At 40.2% G+C, this 18,750-nt stretch carries 14 protein-coding genes and 1 pseudogene; 13 read left to right on the top strand and 2 right to left on the bottom strand.

Annotated features, from left to right (window positions below; genetic code table 11):
- The first annotated feature begins 4 nt into the window (after positions 1-4).
- Positions 5-1,411 carry a DUF2079 domain-containing protein gene (locus MAE_RS01760; protein ID WP_012264059.1) on the top strand — a complete coding sequence of 469 codons (1,407 nt, stop codon included), beginning with the start codon at positions 5-7 and terminating at the stop codon, positions 1,409-1,411.
- Here MAE_RS01760 and miaA read toward each other — a convergent pair.
- Together miaA and ftsH3 are read right to left on the bottom strand one after the other, a co-directional pair.
- Positions 1,353-2,300, bottom strand: coding sequence for a tRNA (adenosine(37)-N6)-dimethylallyltransferase MiaA (gene miaA / locus MAE_RS01755; protein WP_012264058.1), 948 nt, complete (start codon positions 2,298-2,300; stop codon positions 1,353-1,355). The genes MAE_RS01760 and miaA overlap by 59 nt on opposite strands.
- A 547-nt stretch (positions 2,301-2,847) precedes the next feature.
- On the bottom strand, positions 2,848-4,701 hold the full coding sequence (ftsH3, locus tag MAE_RS01750) for an ATP-dependent zinc metalloprotease FtsH3 (protein ID WP_012264056.1): 1,854 nt from the start codon (positions 4,699-4,701) through the stop codon (positions 2,848-2,850).
- Positions 4,702-4,974: 273 nt separating this feature from the next.
- Between ftsH3 and MAE_RS01745 the strand changes: the two genes are divergently transcribed.
- The 12 genes and pseudogenes from MAE_RS01745 (at position 4,975) to MAE_RS01690 (ending at position 18,319) form a co-directional block, all read left to right on the top strand.
- Complete coding sequence (locus MAE_RS01745) at positions 4,975-6,222, top strand: hypothetical protein (RefSeq protein ID WP_012264055.1); 1,248 nt, start codon at positions 4,975-4,977, stop codon at positions 6,220-6,222.
- Between the two features lie 2 nt (positions 6,223-6,224).
- Positions 6,225-7,352, top strand: a complete 1,128-nt coding sequence (locus MAE_RS01740) for a DUF1822 family protein (RefSeq protein ID WP_012264054.1) — start codon at positions 6,225-6,227, stop codon at positions 7,350-7,352.
- Positions 7,353-7,367: 15 nt separating this feature from the next.
- Positions 7,368-9,836: a CHASE2 domain-containing protein gene (locus MAE_RS01735; RefSeq protein WP_012264053.1), complete on the top strand. Its 2,469-nt coding sequence runs from the start codon at positions 7,368-7,370 to the stop codon at positions 9,834-9,836.
- 65 nt (positions 9,837-9,901) lie between these two features.
- Positions 9,902-14,041: a serine protease gene (locus MAE_RS27605; RefSeq protein ID WP_012264052.1), complete on the top strand. Its 4,140-nt coding sequence runs from the start codon at positions 9,902-9,904 to the stop codon at positions 14,039-14,041.
- 419 nt (positions 14,042-14,460) lie between these two features.
- Entirely contained in the window at positions 14,461-14,649 is a 189-nt protein-coding gene (locus MAE_RS01725) for a type II toxin-antitoxin system HicA family toxin (protein WP_002768607.1), read from the top strand.
- A gap of 11 nt (positions 14,650-14,660) precedes the next feature.
- Complete coding sequence (locus MAE_RS01720; protein ID WP_002763050.1) at positions 14,661-14,957, top strand: type II toxin-antitoxin system HicB family antitoxin; 297 nt, start codon at positions 14,661-14,663, stop codon at positions 14,955-14,957.
- A gap of 484 nt (positions 14,958-15,441) precedes the next feature.
- A complete protein-coding gene (locus MAE_RS01715) occupies positions 15,442-15,789 on the top strand; it encodes a hypothetical protein (RefSeq protein ID WP_012264049.1) in 348 nt (115 codons plus the stop codon).
- 8 nt (positions 15,790-15,797) lie between these two features.
- The gene (locus tag MAE_RS01710; RefSeq protein ID WP_002798281.1) at positions 15,798-16,142 is read left to right on the top strand and encodes a hypothetical protein; all 345 of its coding nucleotides are present in this window, start codon (positions 15,798-15,800) and stop codon (positions 16,140-16,142) included.
- Positions 16,143-16,154: 12 nt separating this feature from the next.
- Positions 16,155-16,334 (top strand): annotated as a pseudogene (locus MAE_RS01705) (hypothetical protein).
- A gap of 86 nt (positions 16,335-16,420) precedes the next feature.
- Complete coding sequence (locus MAE_RS01700; RefSeq protein WP_002763046.1) at positions 16,421-16,714, top strand: nucleotidyltransferase family protein; 294 nt, start codon at positions 16,421-16,423, stop codon at positions 16,712-16,714.
- Positions 16,711-17,052 carry a HepT-like ribonuclease domain-containing protein gene (locus MAE_RS01695; protein ID WP_012264047.1) on the top strand — a complete coding sequence of 114 codons (342 nt, stop codon included), beginning with the start codon at positions 16,711-16,713 and terminating at the stop codon, positions 17,050-17,052. Before MAE_RS01700 ends, MAE_RS01695 begins: the two co-directional genes overlap by 4 nt.
- 175 nt (positions 17,053-17,227) lie before the next feature.
- Positions 17,228-18,319 carry an ISAs1-like element ISMae8 family transposase gene (locus MAE_RS01690; RefSeq protein WP_012264046.1) on the top strand — a complete coding sequence of 364 codons (1,092 nt, stop codon included), beginning with the start codon at positions 17,228-17,230 and terminating at the stop codon, positions 18,317-18,319.
- Positions 18,320-18,750 lie beyond the last annotated feature (431 nt).

Below are 18,750 nucleotides of genomic sequence, written 5' to 3'. Positions count from 1 at the left end.
AATTATGCACAAAAAAAATTATTTATTTTGGTTAGTTATTTGCGGCACAATAATCCTGTTTATTTGCAGCAGCATCAGACATATTTTATTTCAATCTAACGCTCTCGATCTTGGTTGGTTCGATCAAGGAGTTTACCTAATTTCTCAAGGTAAACCACCGATTATATCTTTTGTGGACTACCATATTTTAGGCGATCATATCGCTTTTATCCTCTATCCTATAGCCTTACTTTATAAAATTTATCCTAGCGTTTATTGGCTGCTTTTCTTACAAGCTTTTTCCCTTTCTCTTGGTGCTTTTCCCCTCTGGCAATTGGCAATACAAGCGGGATTAAAAGAAAAACAAGCTTATACATTAGCCTTAGTTTATCTGCTCTATCCCCTAATTTTTAATGTTAATCTCTTTGATTTTCATCCTGAAGTTATCGCAGTTCCAGCAATTTTTTGGACAATTTTGGCCGCAAGATTAAATAATCTCTGGGGATTTTGTCTAGGAATCATTATTATTCTCGGTTGTAAAGCAATTCTCTCTTTAACATTGTTGGGAATGGGTATCTGGTTACTTCTCTGGGAAAAGAAAAAAATCTCGGGAATAATTGCTATTATTACCGGCATTCTTTGGTTTATTATCGCCACGAAATTATTAATCCCTCTACTGACAGGAAAATCAGCAGTTATTGAAATGGCCGATTCTCGATATAGTTATCTAGGAGATAGTTTACCAGCAATTATCTTTAATCTTTTCCTCAAACCCGATCTTGTCTTAGGAAAAATCTTTACTGGCAACAATCTAGAATACCTAATCCTATTAATTATTCCCTTAGTTTGGGGTTTATCCTGGCGCTATTCTGCCCCAATAATTGCCGCTATTCCCGCACTCGCTTTAAATTTATTAGCAGATCATGCCCCACAAAAAAACTTAACCACTCAATATTCCCTGCCAATTTTGCCCTTTTTATTTCTAGCGGTTATCGCCACTTTAGCCCATAATAGCAGCTGGTTGAAGCAGCCTAAATGGATAATTACTTGGGCAATTATTGCCTTTTTTGCCTTAGCTAAATACGGCTATTTTTGGTCACTGTATTTAAATTCCCTCGATACTTGGTCCGCCACCCAAAAAGCTCTCACCCAAATTACCACCAGTGAGAGTGTCTTGACTACTTCTAGAATTGCCCCCCATCTTACCCATCGAGAAATGATCAAATTAGCGATCGAAGGTTCCCAATCCCTAGATTTAAATCAATTTAATTATATCCTACTCGATCGCCGTCATCCCGGTTGGTCTAGTTCATCAGAACTAATTGATGATCACTTAAATAAACTGAATCAAAATGACAACTTTCAGTTAATCGTTAATCAGGATGATGTGTTTTTATATCGGGCCTTGACAACCCCTCAAGAAACAAAATAATTTCTCGTTCCACCGATTCCAATAAATTTTCTTTATCGACGGGAAACCAGATAATATCAGCATCGGCACGAAACCAAGTGCGCTGACGTTTGGCAAATTGACGGGTGTGGAGGATAATTAGATCGATCGCCTGTTCTAAAGAAATTTCCCCGAGCAGATATTGCTTAATCTCTGCATAACCCAAAGTCTGCAAAAGTGGCAAATCCCAACCGTATTTATCCCCCAAATTCTGCACCTCTGCTACTAATCCCCTGGCGATCATTTGATCAGTACGAACAGTGATCCGCTTGCCTAAACTTTCTGGGGAACAATCTAAACCAATTTGTAAAATCGGATAAGTGGGAGGATTTTCTCCCTGCTGACTAGAGATAGGTTTTCCTGTCAGATAAAAAACCTCTAAAGCGCGTAAAGTCCTGACCTGATCATGGGGATGAATTTTTTTAGCAGCCTCCTCATCTACCTGCGTCAGAATTTGATAAAGATAGGATTGCCCTAAAGCTTGTAATTGCCGTCTTAAATCCGCTTGAGGAGAAACCCTCGGTATTTTTAAACCTTTGACAATGGACTTGATATAAAGTCCCGTACCACCGACCAAAAACAGGGGAGAATAGTGGAGATTGTTGATTAAATCCTCAGCTTGTTCTTGGTACTGTGCTAGGGTAAAATTATCTTGAGGATCACAAATATCAATTAGATAATGGGGAATCCGCTGACATTCTTCTAAGCTAGGTTTAGCAGTACCAATATTAAATTCTCGATAGATTTGTCGGGAATCGGCACTGAGAATTACTGAATTAAACTTTTCGGCCAATTGTAGGGCTAAACTGGATTTTCCTGTGGCAGTTGCCCCACAAATAACAATTAAAATAGGTAAAGAGGAAGTAGTCATCAATGCTACATGACAGTAATCAGTGAACAGTGAAAAGACAGGACTGTTAAGCTAAGTGGGTGGGTGGAATTAAATATAAGATCAACGTAGGTTGGGTTGAAGCATGAAACCCAACGTCCGCTCATGTTGCGCTACCGCTAACCCATCCTACAAATAATTGTGCCTCCCTACTTAAGACGCATTTAAACTGGGTATTGTGAAGCTGATTAACAGGGGTACATCCCACATTAATTATCAGTGACTCTTAAATTATTACAGATATATCAGCAGCTATCTGTAATCATCCCACCGAAAAACTAATGCGCTTCGGGGTTTGGGTAGGGTTGATTCATGAATCAACCCTACCTTGAATCAACCCTACCTTGAATCAACTTTAGGAGAAAGTTTCCGCTTAAAAATCCGAAATTACATGAGTAGAAAACGGGTTTCTCCGAGAAACCCGTTTTCTCTGTGTGGGATTGACAAAAATTGAGATGCACCCGATTAACAGCTATCAAAAAAAACAGCACCCTGATGGATGCTGTTTGTCAAGAAAATGTTACAAAACTTAAGCTAAAGCCGCCATTTTCACATCGTTATGAGCGAGGATATTTTGTAACTCCTCCGCGTCCACGGTTTCTTTTTCCACTAACATTTGCGCTAACTGGTCCAAGATGACGCGGTTATTGACTAAAACCTCTTTAGCGCGACGATAGGCCTGTTCCACTAAGTTACGCACTTCCTCGTCAATAGCTGCCGCAGTTTCATCGGAGAAATCTCGATCGGAAGCGATATCACGACCTAGGAAAACATTACCATTTTGACGACCTAAAGCCACCGGCCCCAGGCGATCGCTCATGCCAAAACGAGTGACCATTTGCCGCGCTACTCGTGCCACCTGTTGCAGGTCATTAGAAGCACCCGTAGTCACTTCCTCCTCACCGAAGATAATTTCTTCAGCTAAACGACCCCCCAAAGCTACAGCCATCTGATTTTGCAGATAAGCGCGAGAATATAACCCGGATTCCATGCGATCCTCGCTAGGAGTGAACCAAGTTAAACCCCCAGCGCGACCGCGGGGAATAATACTAATTTTCTGGACGGGATCGTAATCTGGCATTAAAGCACCCACCAAAGCATGACCAGCTTCATGGTAAGCAACTAAAGTTTTGCGTTTTTCGCTCATGACGCGATTTTTCTTCTCAGGACCGGCCAGAACACGATCGATCGCATCGTTGATCTCATCCATGGAAATCTCGGTTAAATTGCGACGTGCCGCTAAAATTGCGGCTTCGTTGAGCAAATTAGCCAGATCCGCACCGGTAAAACCGGGGGTACGACGGGCGATTTTATCGAGATCCACGTCTTGGGCCAAAGTTTTGCCTCTGGAGTGGACATTAAGGATTTCCTTACGGCCAGCGTAATCGGGACGATCCACCACCACTTGGCGATCGAAACGACCCGGACGTAATAAAGCGGCATCCAGCACATCAGGACGGTTAGTGGCGGCGATAATGATAATACCTGTATTACCTTCAAAACCGTCCATTTCCGTTAATAATTGGTTGAGGGTTTGTTCCCGTTCATCGTTACCACCCCCTAAACCGGCACCCCGTTGACGACCGACAGCATCAATCTCATCGATAAAGACGATACAAGGTGCATTCGCTTTCGCTTGTTCAAATAGGTCGCGGACGCGAGAAGCACCCACCCCGACGAACATTTCCACAAATTCCGAACCGGAAATACTAAAAAACGGGACTCCTGCTTCTCCAGCTACTGCGCGAGCGAGCAGGGTTTTACCAGTCCCCGGAGGACCGACTAAAAGGACTCCTTTGGGGATTTTTGCCCCAATTGCCGTGAAGCGATCGGCATTTTTCAGGAAGTCCACCACTTCGTTTAATTCTAATTTTGCCCCTTCAATCCCGGCCACATCACCGAAAGTAACCTGGGTTTGGGGTTCCATCTGTACCCTTGCTTTCGATTTGCCGAAGTTCATCGCTTGGGAACCGGGACCACTTTGGGCGCGACGGAGCAAGAAAAATAGACCAACAAGAAGTAAAATCGGGAAAAAGAGGCTACTGAAGGCTCTTACCCATACTCCTTCTTCTCTTTGGGGCAGTACGGAAATATCAACGTTATTTTCTGCCAAGATGTTGATTAATTGCGGATCGTTGGGCAGGTTAACTAATACATTTGCTCCATCTTGGGTGGGTACGATCGCTCGTTGCCGGTCGGCACTTAAGCGCACGGTTTCTACTTTACCTTCCCGTACTTCCTGTAAAAATTCACTATACTTCCAAGTCTGTTGCACTGCTGGCTGGCGATCGAAGAAAGCTGAGGCCAAGGCAAGGACTACGATTAACAATAGGGCATATAGTCCCGCATTGCGCCATTTTTTGTTATTACCGTTTTTGTTCACGCTGTCGAACTCCTGATAAATTGAGGATGATTTTATCGGTTGTCAAGGGGTTGTTAACTTATGTTAACGTTTCTCAGGAACACTGGACAGGTTTTTTTTAAAAGATGCCCCTCGTAGTCCTCCCTGGGGGTTAGCTGTTGGGGGTGGGGGAGTATGTCAATGTGACTCTCCTAGACCGAGTATGATCAATTTGTAACAAAATGCCAAAATACTGCATAAAAGCTGCAAGTGGAACGATAGAGAGTTTAGTTGACCTCCACGGGGAGTAGCTAGATGAAAAAACGAGAGACTTTGCTGGAGAAGTTTTGTTGCTTTTTAGTTTTGCGACAAAATAGGACAGAATGGAATTGCGATCGGCGTTTGCGTCGTAACATGGAAAGCTATGGCCCAATCGATCCTAATGTCGAGTCCGAGGATTATTGGTCCCTATTCTTTCACCAACAGTATCAGAATCACGGTTCCAAAAATCATCTTTTTCGTGGGCATTTATACGCTTATTTACAGGAACCTTGCTACTGGGCTGCTGCCGAAATCTATCAAAAATATCAAGCTAAACTGGATTATCAGATCGAAGACTACTTTAACGAAGGAATTCTTGGTTTTGAGGCTATCTTAGCTGACTTTAAGCCTTTATTCTCTACTCGCTTCGATAATTTTGCCACTCAGAGGATTAAATATCGCTTAATCGATCGCATCCGTCAGATTAGTCAAGCATTCGGCCATAATACTTGGAGCCTACTACTTAATTCTACCGGAGCGCGTCTCAGCCAAGCTCTCCTGGCGAGGGGATTAGTGGGAGAAACTCTCGAAAATTACCTTTTAGCTTGGGATTACTATAAAGAAATTTATGCCCAGGCAAAAATCAAAACCGATGGTAAAATTCAGGAACCTAGTCCAGAAATCTGGCAAAAAATCGCCGCTGCTTATAACTCGGATAGCCACTCTACCATCAAAATCAGTTCTGCGACAATTACCCGATGGTTAAAGGATGCGGGACAAGCTATTTCTGATTATTTATTTCCCCAAGGAAAAACAATTTCTCTACAGCAACCTTTCGGGGATGGGGAAAGTAGCACGAGGGAAGAAATGATCGAAGATACTCTCCATAATAACCCTTGGCAGCAATTAGAAGCGGCGGAAAATTTTCTCGATTCGCAACAAAACCACCAAAAAATTCTAGCTTGGTTAGGGGCAGAAATTGAACAGATTTGTCAGCAGCCGCAACAGGCAAAACTGCATCCGCAAATTCAGTTAATTCTAGAGATGACTTATGGTTCCGGGTTGGGACAAGTGGCAATTGCCGCTAAGATTACAGAAATTACCACGGTGGTTATCAAACAATATCAGGTTTCTAGGGAACTGGATAAAGTTTATCGTCACCTCGCTAAAAAGTTTTTACCCTGGGCCAGCGAAAACCTGCATATTCCTTCCCAGTCTCACGATAGAGAAGTTATTAGTAAGGCAATAGAACCATGGCTAACATACTACTATCAAACCAGCGCAACAACTCAGGAGGATTAATTATGGTTAATGATTGGTTAGAACTAACTCCTGATAGCATTTGGCTAGAAATACCCGCAGATATTCAAGAGATCAGTTGGGCAAAAAGTGCCAGTTTTACTGATGCCAGTATTCGTCAGAGATTTTATGTTAATTATCTTTGTCAACAAGTTATTTTTAACTATCTACAGTCAGGGATGCCTGGGGTTAGCTTAGTAGAAAATCAAGAGGATTTCTGGCAACTAGGAGTTAATGGTTTTACCGTTAAATTAGGCGAAAAGTCAGTAATAGTTATTGCCAGCGAAACTCTGGATCTAGAAGCGATCGAAATTCCTCAAGAATGGGTAGATATTCCTCAATTAATTGGTGATTATTATCTAGCGGTACAGGTAAACACTGCCGAAAGTTATCTGAGAATTTGGGGTTATACTACCCATAAAGATATTAAGGAAAAAGGACAATATATTAAGCGTAATCTTAACTACTCTCTACCGAGAAATCAACTGCAATCAGGATCAGATTCTTTGAATTTATGGGGAGAGTGTCAATTACAACCAGTTAAGATTGAACCGGAAAAGATGGAAGAAAAACTATCTTTAGATAGATTGACAACCTTACTAGACATCTTAGCTAATCCTCAGTTAATCTTTCCCAGAAAAGCCGTTACTTTTCAGGAATGGGCAGCAGTTATCGTCAATAGTAACTGGAGAAAAATTTTAATTACCCGTCGGCAAAAATCCCCCGTCAAGTTAACCAATTGGTTTGCCGATAATTTCCCCATTGATTGGCAAAGTATCCTCGATTTTAGCTCACTGTCACTGGTTCCAGCTTTCAAAAATACAGAAATTAAACGCATCAAAGATTTAGGAATAGAATTACTGGGAAATTCCCTCGCTTTGATGATTACTATCGCTAAAATTGAAGAAGTATTTAGCCTGCAAGCGACTGTTTACCCCACCGGAGAAACAAGCACTTTACCCCCCCATTTAAAATTAACTATTCTCACCGAAAATGGTCAGGTTTTTCGAGAAGTAATTGCCACAGATAACGATGAATTTATTCGTTATCGATTTGATGCTGAATTGGGGGATAAATTCTTCATTGAAGTGGCTTTAGAATCGGCAAGAGTCACCGAATATTTACAAGTATAAGCGAGGAAAAACTTAATGATTAAACTCTTAACTCTCGAACTAGATGGCACATTTGATCGGGGATTTAAAGTAAAATTAGAAATTCGTCCCGATCTTAATTCTCGTCCCCAAACTGTGATCAAAGCAAGGCTACCAGCTAATTTAGAGTTATTAACTCTTTACCGTCAATGGCAACGTCACTATAGTGAATTAGAGGGATTTTTTAAAGTCTTAAAAGATAGCAATCCCCAACAAATTACCAATAGTTCTCAGCAGAGTTTAGTTTTTAAAAACTGCCAAGAAAAAGCCAAATTATTTGAGGATAACTTAAACAAATGGTTGAATAATAGCCCAGAATTTGAACCGATCAAAACCGCAATTCTGCGCTCTGGCAATAACTTTCGTATCTGGTTACAAACCGATAATATTTGGCTGCAAAGATTCCCCTGGGAAAAATGGGAAATCCTCCAAAATACTGGCGCAGATATAGCCATTATTGTCTCAGAATACGATACCTTAACCAGACAATTAAAAAATCATGAAAAAATTCGGATTTTAGCCATTTTAGGCTATGCCACCGACTTAAGATTTCTCGAAGAAGATCGCAAAACTTTAGACGATATTGCGGGAAAAGCAGGAGCCGAAATTATCTGGGAAAAAGCCCCTCACCCGCAAAAATTAAATCAGTTATTGCGTCAAGAAACTTGGAATATCCTCTTTTTTAGCGGTCATAGTGCCAGTACAGAAGATGGTCAAGATTGCGAAATTCAACTAACAGAAACTCATAAATTAAAGATAGCTGATTTTAGCTTTTCCCTGGGAGAAGCCACTAAAAACGGGTTAAAGTTAGCGATATTTAACTCCTGTGATGGTATTGGTTTAGCACAACAACTATCACGGGAAAAAGGGATGGCATTACCCCATCTAATCTTTATGCGCGAGAAATTACCCGATCCCGTTTCTCCCAAATTTCTGCAATACTTTTTAACCGCTTTTACCAATAATAAATCTCTCTATAGCGCCGTACATGAAGCCCAAAAAAATCTGCACGATGACTGGGAAAAAGACTATCCCTGTGCCAGTTGGCTGCCCGTAGTTTGCCCCAATCCCACCGAAGAACCCCCCACTTGGCATAGTTTCAGTAACTCCCCTCAAAAACAACAAAATTGGCGACGATTTGCTCTAACTTTCGGTTTAGGTTTAGCCGTAACGATGACAGTCTTGGCAATAAGAGAAACAGGAATTTTAGAACCCTTAGAATTAAATATTTATGATCGCCTGATGCAACTAAAACCCAAAGATAAACCCGACGAAAGATTATTAATTATTACCATTGATCGCCAAGATTGGGAATATCAAGATCGCATGGGTATGAAAAGACCAACAATACCCGGAAGCGATCGAAAACGTTCCCTCGCAGGAGAAGCATTATCGCAGCTTTTAAATAAATTACTGCCCTACGAACCGCAAATTATCGCCTTAGATATCCTCCGTCCCATCGCTGCCAGTCAAGATTATCCACCCCTAGCCAAACAATTACAAAATACTCCTAATTTTATCTCGATTTGTAAGTTTAATAATTACCCGCAACCGGACGGATTTCCCCCACCCCCGGAACTGCCAAAAAATCAGAGTGGTTTTAGTAACATAGTCCCAGACGAAACCATTGCCGGAGTTCCCCGAATTCGTCGTTTTTTATATCAGGCAAAACTCGATCGCACATCTCCCTGTCTTCCCCCGGATTCTTTGGCCACAGTTGACTCAATGTCCTGTAATTTTAAAGATTATGCTCCTAGTTTTAGTCTCCTAATTGCCAAACGATATCTAGAATCCCAGAATCAAGATTTTGACTGCAATAAACTGCAGCGGGGAATTCTAGAAATTAATATCGGGGATACTCATCTCGGTGACTGGCTGCAATCCAACCGCGGCCCCTATAGAACCAGTCAATCCGATACCCGATCCGGTCGTCAAGTTATGCTCGCTTACCGTCGAATCGCCGATAATGGCAGCGATGCAATCACAAAAATTGCCCCGAAAAAATCTCTCCAACAGGTTTTAGATCCGGGTTTTAATTCCGAATCGGTCCGGGGAAAAATTGTCCTGATTGGAGTAACAGAACCCGGGATCGATGATTTTTTAACCCCCTTTAGTCGCAACCCATCGGAAGCAATTCCGGGGGTTTATTTGCACGCGCACGCAGTCAGTCAAATTCTCGATACAATGGAAGGAAAACGTACCTCGATCGCTTTCTGGAATCCCCTACAGGAGGCTTTCTGGGTGCTGGGTTGGTCCCTGGTGGGGGGATTGTTAACGTGGCGTTTTCTTCGGGTAAAAACGGTACTTTTGACAGTGGCGATCACTGTGATTTCCCTTACTGGTATCGGTTGGCTTCTCTTTAGTTATTTCGGTCTCTGGGTTCCGATTATTCCCCCAGCGATCGCACTTCTCACCACCTCCGGTATCTTCTTTTTTCTTCGTTCTTATACTAAATCCGTTGAGTAACGCACAGAAAACGGGTTTCTCGGAGAAACCCGTTTTCTACTATTTAAAATAGCTAGGTAAAAGCCATGATCAAACCTTCGATCGCCCTCATCCTTCTTTTCTCCCTACTGCCTCAACCCGGGTTAACCCTTATCACCCCGGCTGCCGGAAATATTTCTAATCATCCCATTCTGACGGCACAGGGCGATCGGGAGCTTACCGAGGAGCAAATCCTACAACGAGTCACCGTTCGGATTACTAGCGAGACAAATCGGGGATCGGGGACGATTATCGCTAAAAAAGGCGATAATTACCTTGTCCTAACCAACGCCCACGTTACCCGCAACACGAAAACCCTACAGGTACAAACTTACGACGGCCACAGCCGTGCGGCCCGCATTGTCCCCAATTCCCTATCGGAGAATCAAGATCTCGCTCTGCTGGAGTTTAGCGATACCCGGGACTATTCGATCGCCACCATCGCGAAGTTTACCATCAATCAAAACAGGATCGGTTTAGAAGTGGTGGCCGCGGGATATGTTGCCGAAACGGGACAGTATCGGACGACAAAGGGAACCCTCGAACAGGTGAGCGATCGACCCCTCCGGGATGGCTACAGCGTCGGTTATAGTGGCGATATCGTGCAGGGAATGAGTGGCGGCGGCATTTTTGTCGATGGGGAGTTAATCGGCATTAACGGGCGATCGGCCCATCCGATTCTCTCTAACTACACCTACGAAGACGGCACAAAACCCACAGACGAAGAAATCCAACAGATGAGAGCGGTTAACTGGGGCATTTCCCTTCATACCCTATTAACCTACATCCGTCCTGAAATCCTCAGCGCCTATAACCTACCCCTACCGCAGGTGAACCCCGATATAGAAACCACCGCCCCTACTGTCTATATCGCCCAATTAGAAACAAAAGCCAAGGGTTTCACCGTGCGGATTGATAGTAGCAGTAAAGCCAATGGAAGTGGCGTAATTGCCAATGGAAGTGGCGTAATTATCGCTAAAAAAGGGAATATTTACACAGTTTTAACCGCCGCTCACGTCCTCTGCGAAAAAATCGCCGAGGAGAAAACCTGTGTCAATTTCACCTACACCGTCGTCACCAGGGACGGCAAAACTCGAAAAATCGAGAAAAGCACCATCATCCGGCAGGAAGGGGTAGATTTAGCAGTTTTTCAGTTTGAAAGCCGAGACAATTATCCCGTTGCGGAAATAGCGAATTATAACCCAAATACCGGTGATTTTGTTTTTGCCGCAGGCTTCCCCAAAATTGGCGACAATCCCTCGAAATGGTTGTTTAGTGGCGGTACAATTCACGATAAAGAAGGGGGATTACTACAAACCCGCCAAAGTGACTTAAGCAATGAACAAGGAGGAACATTACAAAGTGTTGCTTCTTTAACCGGAGGCTATGAATTAGTTTATACCAGCATCACATTTGGGGGCATGAGTGGCGGTGCAGTCTTAGACTCTCAGGGGAGAGTAATAGGGATTCATGGAAGTTCGGAAACAGCAGGGGTAGGGAAAATTCAGCTAGGGTTTAGTTTAGGGATTCCCATTAGCACTTTTATCGGATTGCAAGAAAGATTGAAGGTAAAACCGCAATTATTAACCACTGCTCAACCCCAAGTTAGTCCGCAACAACAACAAGAAATTATTCAAGCGATTACTGGTGTTATTGTCCCTAATACCAATGCGAAGGCGGATATTTGGATACAAAGGGGAGGACAATTATGGCGGTTAGAAAGGTATGAGGAAGCAATTAAAGCCTTTGATGAAGCGATTAAGCAAAATGACCCCAAGAATGTCTATTTAGCCTGGTATGGGAAGGGATTGGCGTTAGGTTATTTAGGTAAATATCAAACAGCTATAGAAGCTTTGCAACAAGCGATTAATACCTTACCTAAACGGGAAGATTTAAAGAACTTTCACAGTAGTATTTTACAAAAGCAAAGTGTTGTTTATCGCTATTTAGAAAATTATGAGCAAGCCTTAACGGTGATTAATCAGGCGATTTCTCTGTTTCCCAATAACCCCAATCACTATAACGAGAAATATGTAGTATTAAGTCAATTAAAACGCTATGATGAGGGATTAGCGGCGATTACTCAGGCAATTGATCTCGCTCCCCGTGCTGCTTGGTATGGCAATCGGGGGAATCTTTACTATAACTTGCAGAAATACGATTTAGCCCTCTCTGACTGGAACAAAGCCATTAAAATTAATCCTAATTATGCTAACGCTTACAACAATCGGGGGAATCTTTACTCTGACCAAAAAAAATACGAATTAGCTTTAGCTGACTACAGCAAAGCTATTGACATTAATCCTAATGATGCTGTGGCTTACTACAATCGGGGGAATCTTTACTATAACTTGCAGAAATACGATTTAGCCCTCTCTGACTACAGCAAAGCCATTGACATTAATCCTAATGATGCTAAGGCTTACTACAATCGGGGGAATCTTTACTCTGACTTGCAGAAATACGATTTAGCCCTCTCTGACTACAGCAAAGCCATTGACATTAATCCTAATTATGCTGAGACGTACAACAATCGGGGGAATCTTTACAAAGACTTGCAGAAATACGATTTAGCCCTCTCTGACTACACCAAAGCCATTGACATTTTAGCCCTCTCTGACTACACCAAAGCCATTGACATTAATCCTAATTATGCTGTGGCTTACAACAATCGGGGGCTTCTTTACTTTAACCAAAAAAAATACGATTTAGCCCTCTCTGACTACAGCAAAGCTATTGACATTAATCCTAATTATGCTGAGACGTACAACAATCGGGGGAATCTTTACAAAGACTTGCAGAAATACGATTTAGCCCTCTCTGACTACAGCAAAGCCATTGACATTAATCCTAATTATGCTGTGGCTTACAACAATCGGGGGCTTCTTTACCTTCTCCAACAAAAATACGAACTAGCTTTAGCTGACTGGAACAAAGCTATTGAACTTAATCGTAATTTGGCTCTGGCTTACTTAGGTCGGGGGGGTATTTACAGTCTCCAACAAAAATACGAATTAGCTTTAGCTGACTACAGCAAAGCTCTTGAAATTAATCCTAATTTAGCTGAGGCTTACTTAGGTCGGGGGAGTATTTACAGTCTCCAACAAAAATACGAATTAGCTTTAGCTGACTACAGCAAAGCTCTTGAAATTAATCCTAATTTAGCTGAGGCTTACTTAGGTCGGGGGGGTATTTACCTTCTCCAACAAAAATACGAATTAGCTTTAGCTGACTTCAACAAAGCTCTTGAAATTAATCCTAATTATGCTATGGCTTACTTTGGTCGGGGGGAGCTTTACTATTACCAAAAAAAATACGAATTAGCTTTAGCTGACTACAACAAAGCCATTGACATTAATCCTAATTATGCTAATGCTTACAACAATCGGGGGAGTATTTACTATAACCAACAAAAATACGAATTAGCTTTAGCTGACTGGAACAAAGCTATTGAACTTGATTCTAAGTTAGCTATGGCTTACAGCAATCGGGGGAATATTTACAATGACCAACAAAAATACGAATTAGCATTAGCTGACTTCAACAAAGCTATTGAACTTGATTCTAAGTTAGCTATGGCTTACAGCAATCGGGGGAATCTTTACTATCTCCAACAAAAATACGAATTAGCTTTAGCTGACTACAACAAAGCTCTTGACATTAATCCTAATTTAGCTGAGGCTTACTTAGGTCGGGGGGGTATTTACTATTACCAACAAAAAGACGAATTAGCTTTAGCTGACTTCAACAAAGCTATTGAAATTAATCCTAATTTAGTTGAGGCTTACAACAATCGGGGGAATCTTTACTATCTCCAACAAAAATACGAATTAGCCCTCTCTGATTACAACAAAGCTATTAAAATTAACAAAAATGCTTGGTTTGCTATGATGGGCATCGGCTTAGTTAAGTATGAACAAGGGTCAATAAGTGAAGCAATTAAACAATGGGAAAAAGCACTAATAATTAACAATCAATCAGCCGAAATTCAATTAGCTTTAGCCGTTGCTTTTTATCATCAAGGCGAAAAAGATAAAGCATTAAAACTCGCTGAAAGTGCTTTAAGTATTAATTCTCAACTTGCCAATATTGATTTCCTCAAAAAGATTTTACGGACAAACAAAATTTTTGCTGATGTTCAAAAATTATTAGCACATCCTGAACTAAAAAATTATGTTAATCAGTAGTTCCGTAGGTTGGTTTGAGCGAATAAATATGTTAAAGAAAACCTCTCAATTCTCAGGAAAAGCGAAACCCAACACCCAAAACCTAAATCTGTCTGAATCTTTTTGTTGGGTTTCCTTGGGTGTATTGTTGGGTTTCGTGCCTCAACCCAACCTACGGTAGAAACCCAACAACCAACACCTAAATCCGTCTGAATCTTTTTGTTGGGTTTCCTTGGGTCAACCCAATCGACGATAATTGCTATGATTACTATAATCCGTAGTCGTGGTGTTTTATATGCCATATTAGGACAATCCGAAAAAGTAAAAATTGATCTACAACAAGCAGCCATAATATTCCGCCAACAGAATAATATGGCAACTTATGAACAAGTGATGCAATTTTTGCAGCAATTAGGGGGGTGAAATAGAAATCATCAATTATGGAAAGTCGAGAAATTATCAAAAAACTGAAGGATGAGGGATGGTATCAAGTAGGTACAACAGGAAGTCATCATCATTTTAAACATCCCCATAAAAAAGGGAAAGTGACTGTTCCTCACCCTAAAAAGGATATTCCCCTTAAAACCCTAATCAGTATCGAAAAACAAGCCGGTATTAAATTACGATAAAGGAGAAATCAATGATTACTTATTTAGCCACCGTTCATAAAGATAACCATAGTGATTATGGGGTACAATTTTATGACTTTCCGGGTTGTATTAGTGCAGGAGAAACCATCGAAGAAGCGAAAAAAATGGCAACTGAAGCCTTAAAAGGTCATATTTCCTTTATGTTGGCAGATGGGGACGAAATTCCCACCCCTAGCACCCTCGAAACCATTTTAACCGACGCGGATCATCAAGATGCGATCGCTTTTCTGCTCATTGAGGTATCAGAAGCTATTTTAAACCATCAGGAATTGTGTGTAAAAAACTAGGTGCAGTCCCTAGCTTGGTTTGAGCGAATAAATATGTTAAAGAAAACCTCTCAATTCTCAGGAAAAGCGAAACCCAACAGCCAACACCTAAATCCGTCTGAATCTTTTTGTTGGGTTTACTTGGGTGTATTGTTGGGTTTCGTGCCTCAACCCAACCTACTTTAGAGTTTCGTAGTTTCGTAGGTTGGGTTGAGCGAATAAATATGTTAAAGAAAACCTCTCAATTCTCAGGAAAAGCGAAACCCAACACCCAAAATCTAAATCCGTCTGAATCTTTTTGTTGGGTTTCCTTGGGTCAACCCAATCGACGATAATTGCTATGATTACTATAATCCGTAGTCGTGGTCTTTTATATGCCAAATTAAAACAAACCAAAAAAGCCAAAATTGATCTATAACAAGCGGCTATAATATTCCGCCAACAGGATAATATGGCAACTTATGAAAAGGTGATGCAACTTTTACGCGAATTAGGGAGGTGACAAATGATAAAAACACCCGTTGATTTATACCGTAGAGGTAATGCTACATCTCCCAGAATGGATTATGTTCGTCCTAACAAAGATATTGCTATCTATGAAAATAATGGGCAAATATGGGTAAAAGAAACCCTTGTCGATGGACAAACACCGGGGGGAATTTCGACCTTTTCCGTTCAGGGAATAGGAAACAACTGGTGGAAACTAGATCGGGGAATTTCTATTCCCAGTGAGCTAGAATTAATTAATGATCGAGGTAATCACTGGTTATGGAAACCCTTATTTCCCATGTCAATAGAAACCTATCAACACGCTTTAAGGGTAATTGGTGAATTTTTTTATCGTGTAAGTTGAGGTAAACTATGAAAACTCTATCATTTAAAGACATCCAATTTATTATCGAAGCTCTCGAATCCCTTCTCAAAAATTATAGTGACCGTATTCAACAAATAGAAGCTCTCGAAAACTATGAAGATGAAATTTCGGACTTAAGTAATGATTCTTTATTTTTACAAGAATTAATTACTGACTTACAAAATCAACAAACACAAGAATTGGCTCTACTTGTGCCTGAATTTGATTTAAAAAAAATGCCTTTACAAACATTAATTAAACAAGGAAAAAACCTGTCAATTGAGGAAAAATTAATCTTATTGGAATCTCTAACTTCATCAATCCGCGAAGAATATAATCTAATGCGAACCTGAAATGAGAAATCAATGATTACTTATTTAGCCACCGTTCATAAAGTCCGTAGTCGTGGTCTTTTATATGCCAAATTAAAACAAACCGAAAAAGCAAAAATTGATCTATAACAAGCAGCTATATTATTCCACCAACAGAATAATATGGCAACTGATGAAAAGGTGATGCAATTTTTGCAGCAATTAGGGCAATAAGTGGGGGGGTGAGTTATCAGTATTTAGTTTTTTCTAGTCTAGTCTGTTAATTGTTCATTAAAAACCTTCGGGATGGATGTTATTTTATGACCTTAAAACAACTCATACAAGACAAACGAGAGGATATCCTAAAAATTGCCACCAAACATGGTGCTTTTAATGTGCGTGTATTTGGTTCCGTTGCTAGAGGTGAGGAAACCGAAAATAGTGATATTGATTTTTTAATTGATTATGATTTAGCTAAAACATCCCCTTGGTTTCCCGGTGGATTATTAGTTGATTTAGAGGCTCTCTTAGGGTGTAAAGTGGATGTAGTAACTGAAAAAAGCCTTCATCATCTAATTAAACAGCGAATCTTAAAGGAGGCAATTAAGTTATGAATGAAGATCGAGTTTATCTTGAATATATTTTAGACTGTATTGATAAAATTAAGGACTATTCCCAAGGAGGAAAACAGGAGTTTTTTGCTAATTCAATGATCAGCGATGCTATCATTAGACGCTTACAAACTTTGGCAGAATCAACTCAAAGGCTTTCGGAGGAATTAAAGGCAAATATTCCCAATGTTGACTGGCGTAATATTTCTGGTTTTAGGAATATTTTAGTACATGATTATTTAGGGGGAATTGACCTTAATACAGTTTGGGAGGTGGTAGAAAATTATTTGGATGATTTAAGAAAACAGATTTTAAGGCATCTAGAATCAGTCAATACTTAATCAAAGTCTAATTTCGTAGCTTGGGTTGAGCGAATAAATAAGTAGGTAGGCGTTAAAAGTTGTCAGACACCCCCCTTATCAAGGGTAGGGCTGTTTCATTCTCCCATCAGAATATCAAAAGTAAAAGCGATCACTATCAGGTAAAATGAGGAGTGACCGCCAACCTTTAAAATATATGTTGAGCTTAATAGAAAAACTGAAACAAGTCAAGGACTTTAGGAAAGATAAAGGAAAAAGACACCCTTTATGGATAGTATTAGTAGTAATAATACTGGGAACAATGCTAGGATACTCAGGTTATAGAGAACTAGGAGAGTTTGCTAAAAATAATCGGCACAGGCTCAGTAAAGAATTTAACATAATTCCAGAAAGAGTCCCATCCTATTCAACAATTAGAAGGGTAATGATGGGAGTTGACTGGCAGAGTTTGTTAAAAATGTTTAATGAATGGGCATTAGAAGAATATGGACAAAGAGATGATATAAATTGGCTAGGTATGGATGGAAAAAGTCTCAAAAACACCCTAAAGAATCCTAATAATGAACAACAAAATTTTATCATGTTTGTCTCATTGTTTAGTCAAGAAAGTGGATTAGTATTACACTTAAAAAGAATGGAAAACAAAAAAGGGTCTGAAATCGACGAAGGGCAAGCTATAATTGAGGATTGCTCTCTCCAAAATAAAGTTTTTACTGGCGATGCTTTACACTGTCAGAAAAAAACAATCAGCTTAATAGCCAAGACTAAAAATGATTATGTTATCACCGTTAAAGGAAATCAGAAAAATCTTTATAAGCGAATACAAGACCTGAGTAATTCCTCAAAGCCAGAAAGTTGCTTTCTTGAACAAGATAATAGTCATGGACGAAAAATATCAAGAAAAATAGAAGTTTTTAAAGTGAGAAAAAATGAAAGACAAGGGTTTGAAAATCTGCGAAGAGTTATTAAAGTAGAAAGAAAGGGTAGTCGCGGGGATAAAACCTATGAAGAAACAGCTTACTATATCAGTAGCCTAACCGAATCCGCTCAAGTATTTGCTAAAATTATTCGAGGACATTGGAAAATAGAAAATCAGTTACATTGGGTAAAAGATGTAATTTTTGAGGAAGATAAAAGCGAGATAAGTGATTTTCAAGCGGCCAGCAATTGGTCAATTCTCACAACTATAGGATTGAATCTTTTCAGAGGTTTGGGTTTTCTCTCAATAACAGAGGGACAGAGGTGGTTAGCTGAACGTTGGGAAAAATTGATAGTTTTATCGACGTAAGAAGCAGAAAAATTAGCTAAATTAACAGGATGTACTCTCAGACAATTTCAAGAGAGATAGGCTTTTAGTGGCTTGGGAACAGGCTTTATCAATTTATTCATAATAAATATTGGCAGAAGATTAAAGATTAGTTATTGTGACTAACTCTTTTGATTAGAAAAAGATAAACTTGAGAATCTTCGGTCAAATTTATTGACTCAAAATCAGCTGTAATTAATTTAAATGAAACAGCCCTACCCTTATCAAGGGGGGCAGGGGGGATCGAACCTAAAATCCATTTTTAATTTAATTATAACCAGCTACTTAGGTTAAAGAAAATCTCTCAATTCTCAGGGAAAGCGAAACCCAACACCCAACACCTAAGTCCGTCTGAATCTTTTTGTTGGGTTTTTTTACGTCAACCCAACCGACGGTAATTGCTATGATTACTA

It is taken from the genome of Microcystis aeruginosa NIES-843, from assembly GCF_000010625.1.
Taxonomy (GTDB): domain Bacteria; phylum Cyanobacteriota; class Cyanobacteriia; order Cyanobacteriales; family Microcystaceae; genus Microcystis; species Microcystis aeruginosa.
Note: the sequence above shows the minus strand (reverse complement) of the source record. Positions and strands in the feature narration are given on the sequence as shown.

Excerpts from the sequence above, each read along its gene's own strand:
- MAE_RS01760 (WP_012264059.1), top strand. The coding sequence starts at position 5 with ATGCACAAAAAAAATTATTTATTTTGGTTAGTTATTTGCGGCACAATA.
- miaA (WP_012264058.1), bottom strand. The coding sequence starts at position 2,300 with ATGACTACTTCCTCTTTACCTATTTTAATTGTTATTTGTGGGGCAACT.
- MAE_RS01745 (WP_012264055.1), top strand. The coding sequence starts at position 4,975 with ATGAAAAAACGAGAGACTTTGCTGGAGAAGTTTTGTTGCTTTTTAGTT.
- MAE_RS01740 (WP_012264054.1), top strand. The coding sequence starts at position 6,225 with ATGGTTAATGATTGGTTAGAACTAACTCCTGATAGCATTTGGCTAGAA.
- MAE_RS01735 (WP_012264053.1), top strand. The coding sequence starts at position 7,368 with ATGATTAAACTCTTAACTCTCGAACTAGATGGCACATTTGATCGGGGA.
- MAE_RS27605 (WP_012264052.1), top strand. The coding sequence starts at position 9,902 with ATGATCAAACCTTCGATCGCCCTCATCCTTCTTTTCTCCCTACTGCCT.
- MAE_RS01725 (WP_002768607.1), top strand. The coding sequence starts at position 14,461 with ATGGAAAGTCGAGAAATTATCAAAAAACTGAAGGATGAGGGATGGTAT.
- MAE_RS01720 (WP_002763050.1), top strand. The coding sequence starts at position 14,661 with ATGATTACTTATTTAGCCACCGTTCATAAAGATAACCATAGTGATTAT.
- MAE_RS01715 (WP_012264049.1), top strand. The coding sequence starts at position 15,442 with ATGATAAAAACACCCGTTGATTTATACCGTAGAGGTAATGCTACATCT.
- MAE_RS01710 (WP_002798281.1), top strand. The coding sequence starts at position 15,798 with ATGAAAACTCTATCATTTAAAGACATCCAATTTATTATCGAAGCTCTC.
- MAE_RS01700 (WP_002763046.1), top strand. The coding sequence starts at position 16,421 with ATGACCTTAAAACAACTCATACAAGACAAACGAGAGGATATCCTAAAA.
- MAE_RS01695 (WP_012264047.1), top strand. The coding sequence starts at position 16,711 with ATGAATGAAGATCGAGTTTATCTTGAATATATTTTAGACTGTATTGAT.
- MAE_RS01690 (WP_012264046.1), top strand. The coding sequence starts at position 17,228 with ATGTTGAGCTTAATAGAAAAACTGAAACAAGTCAAGGACTTTAGGAAA.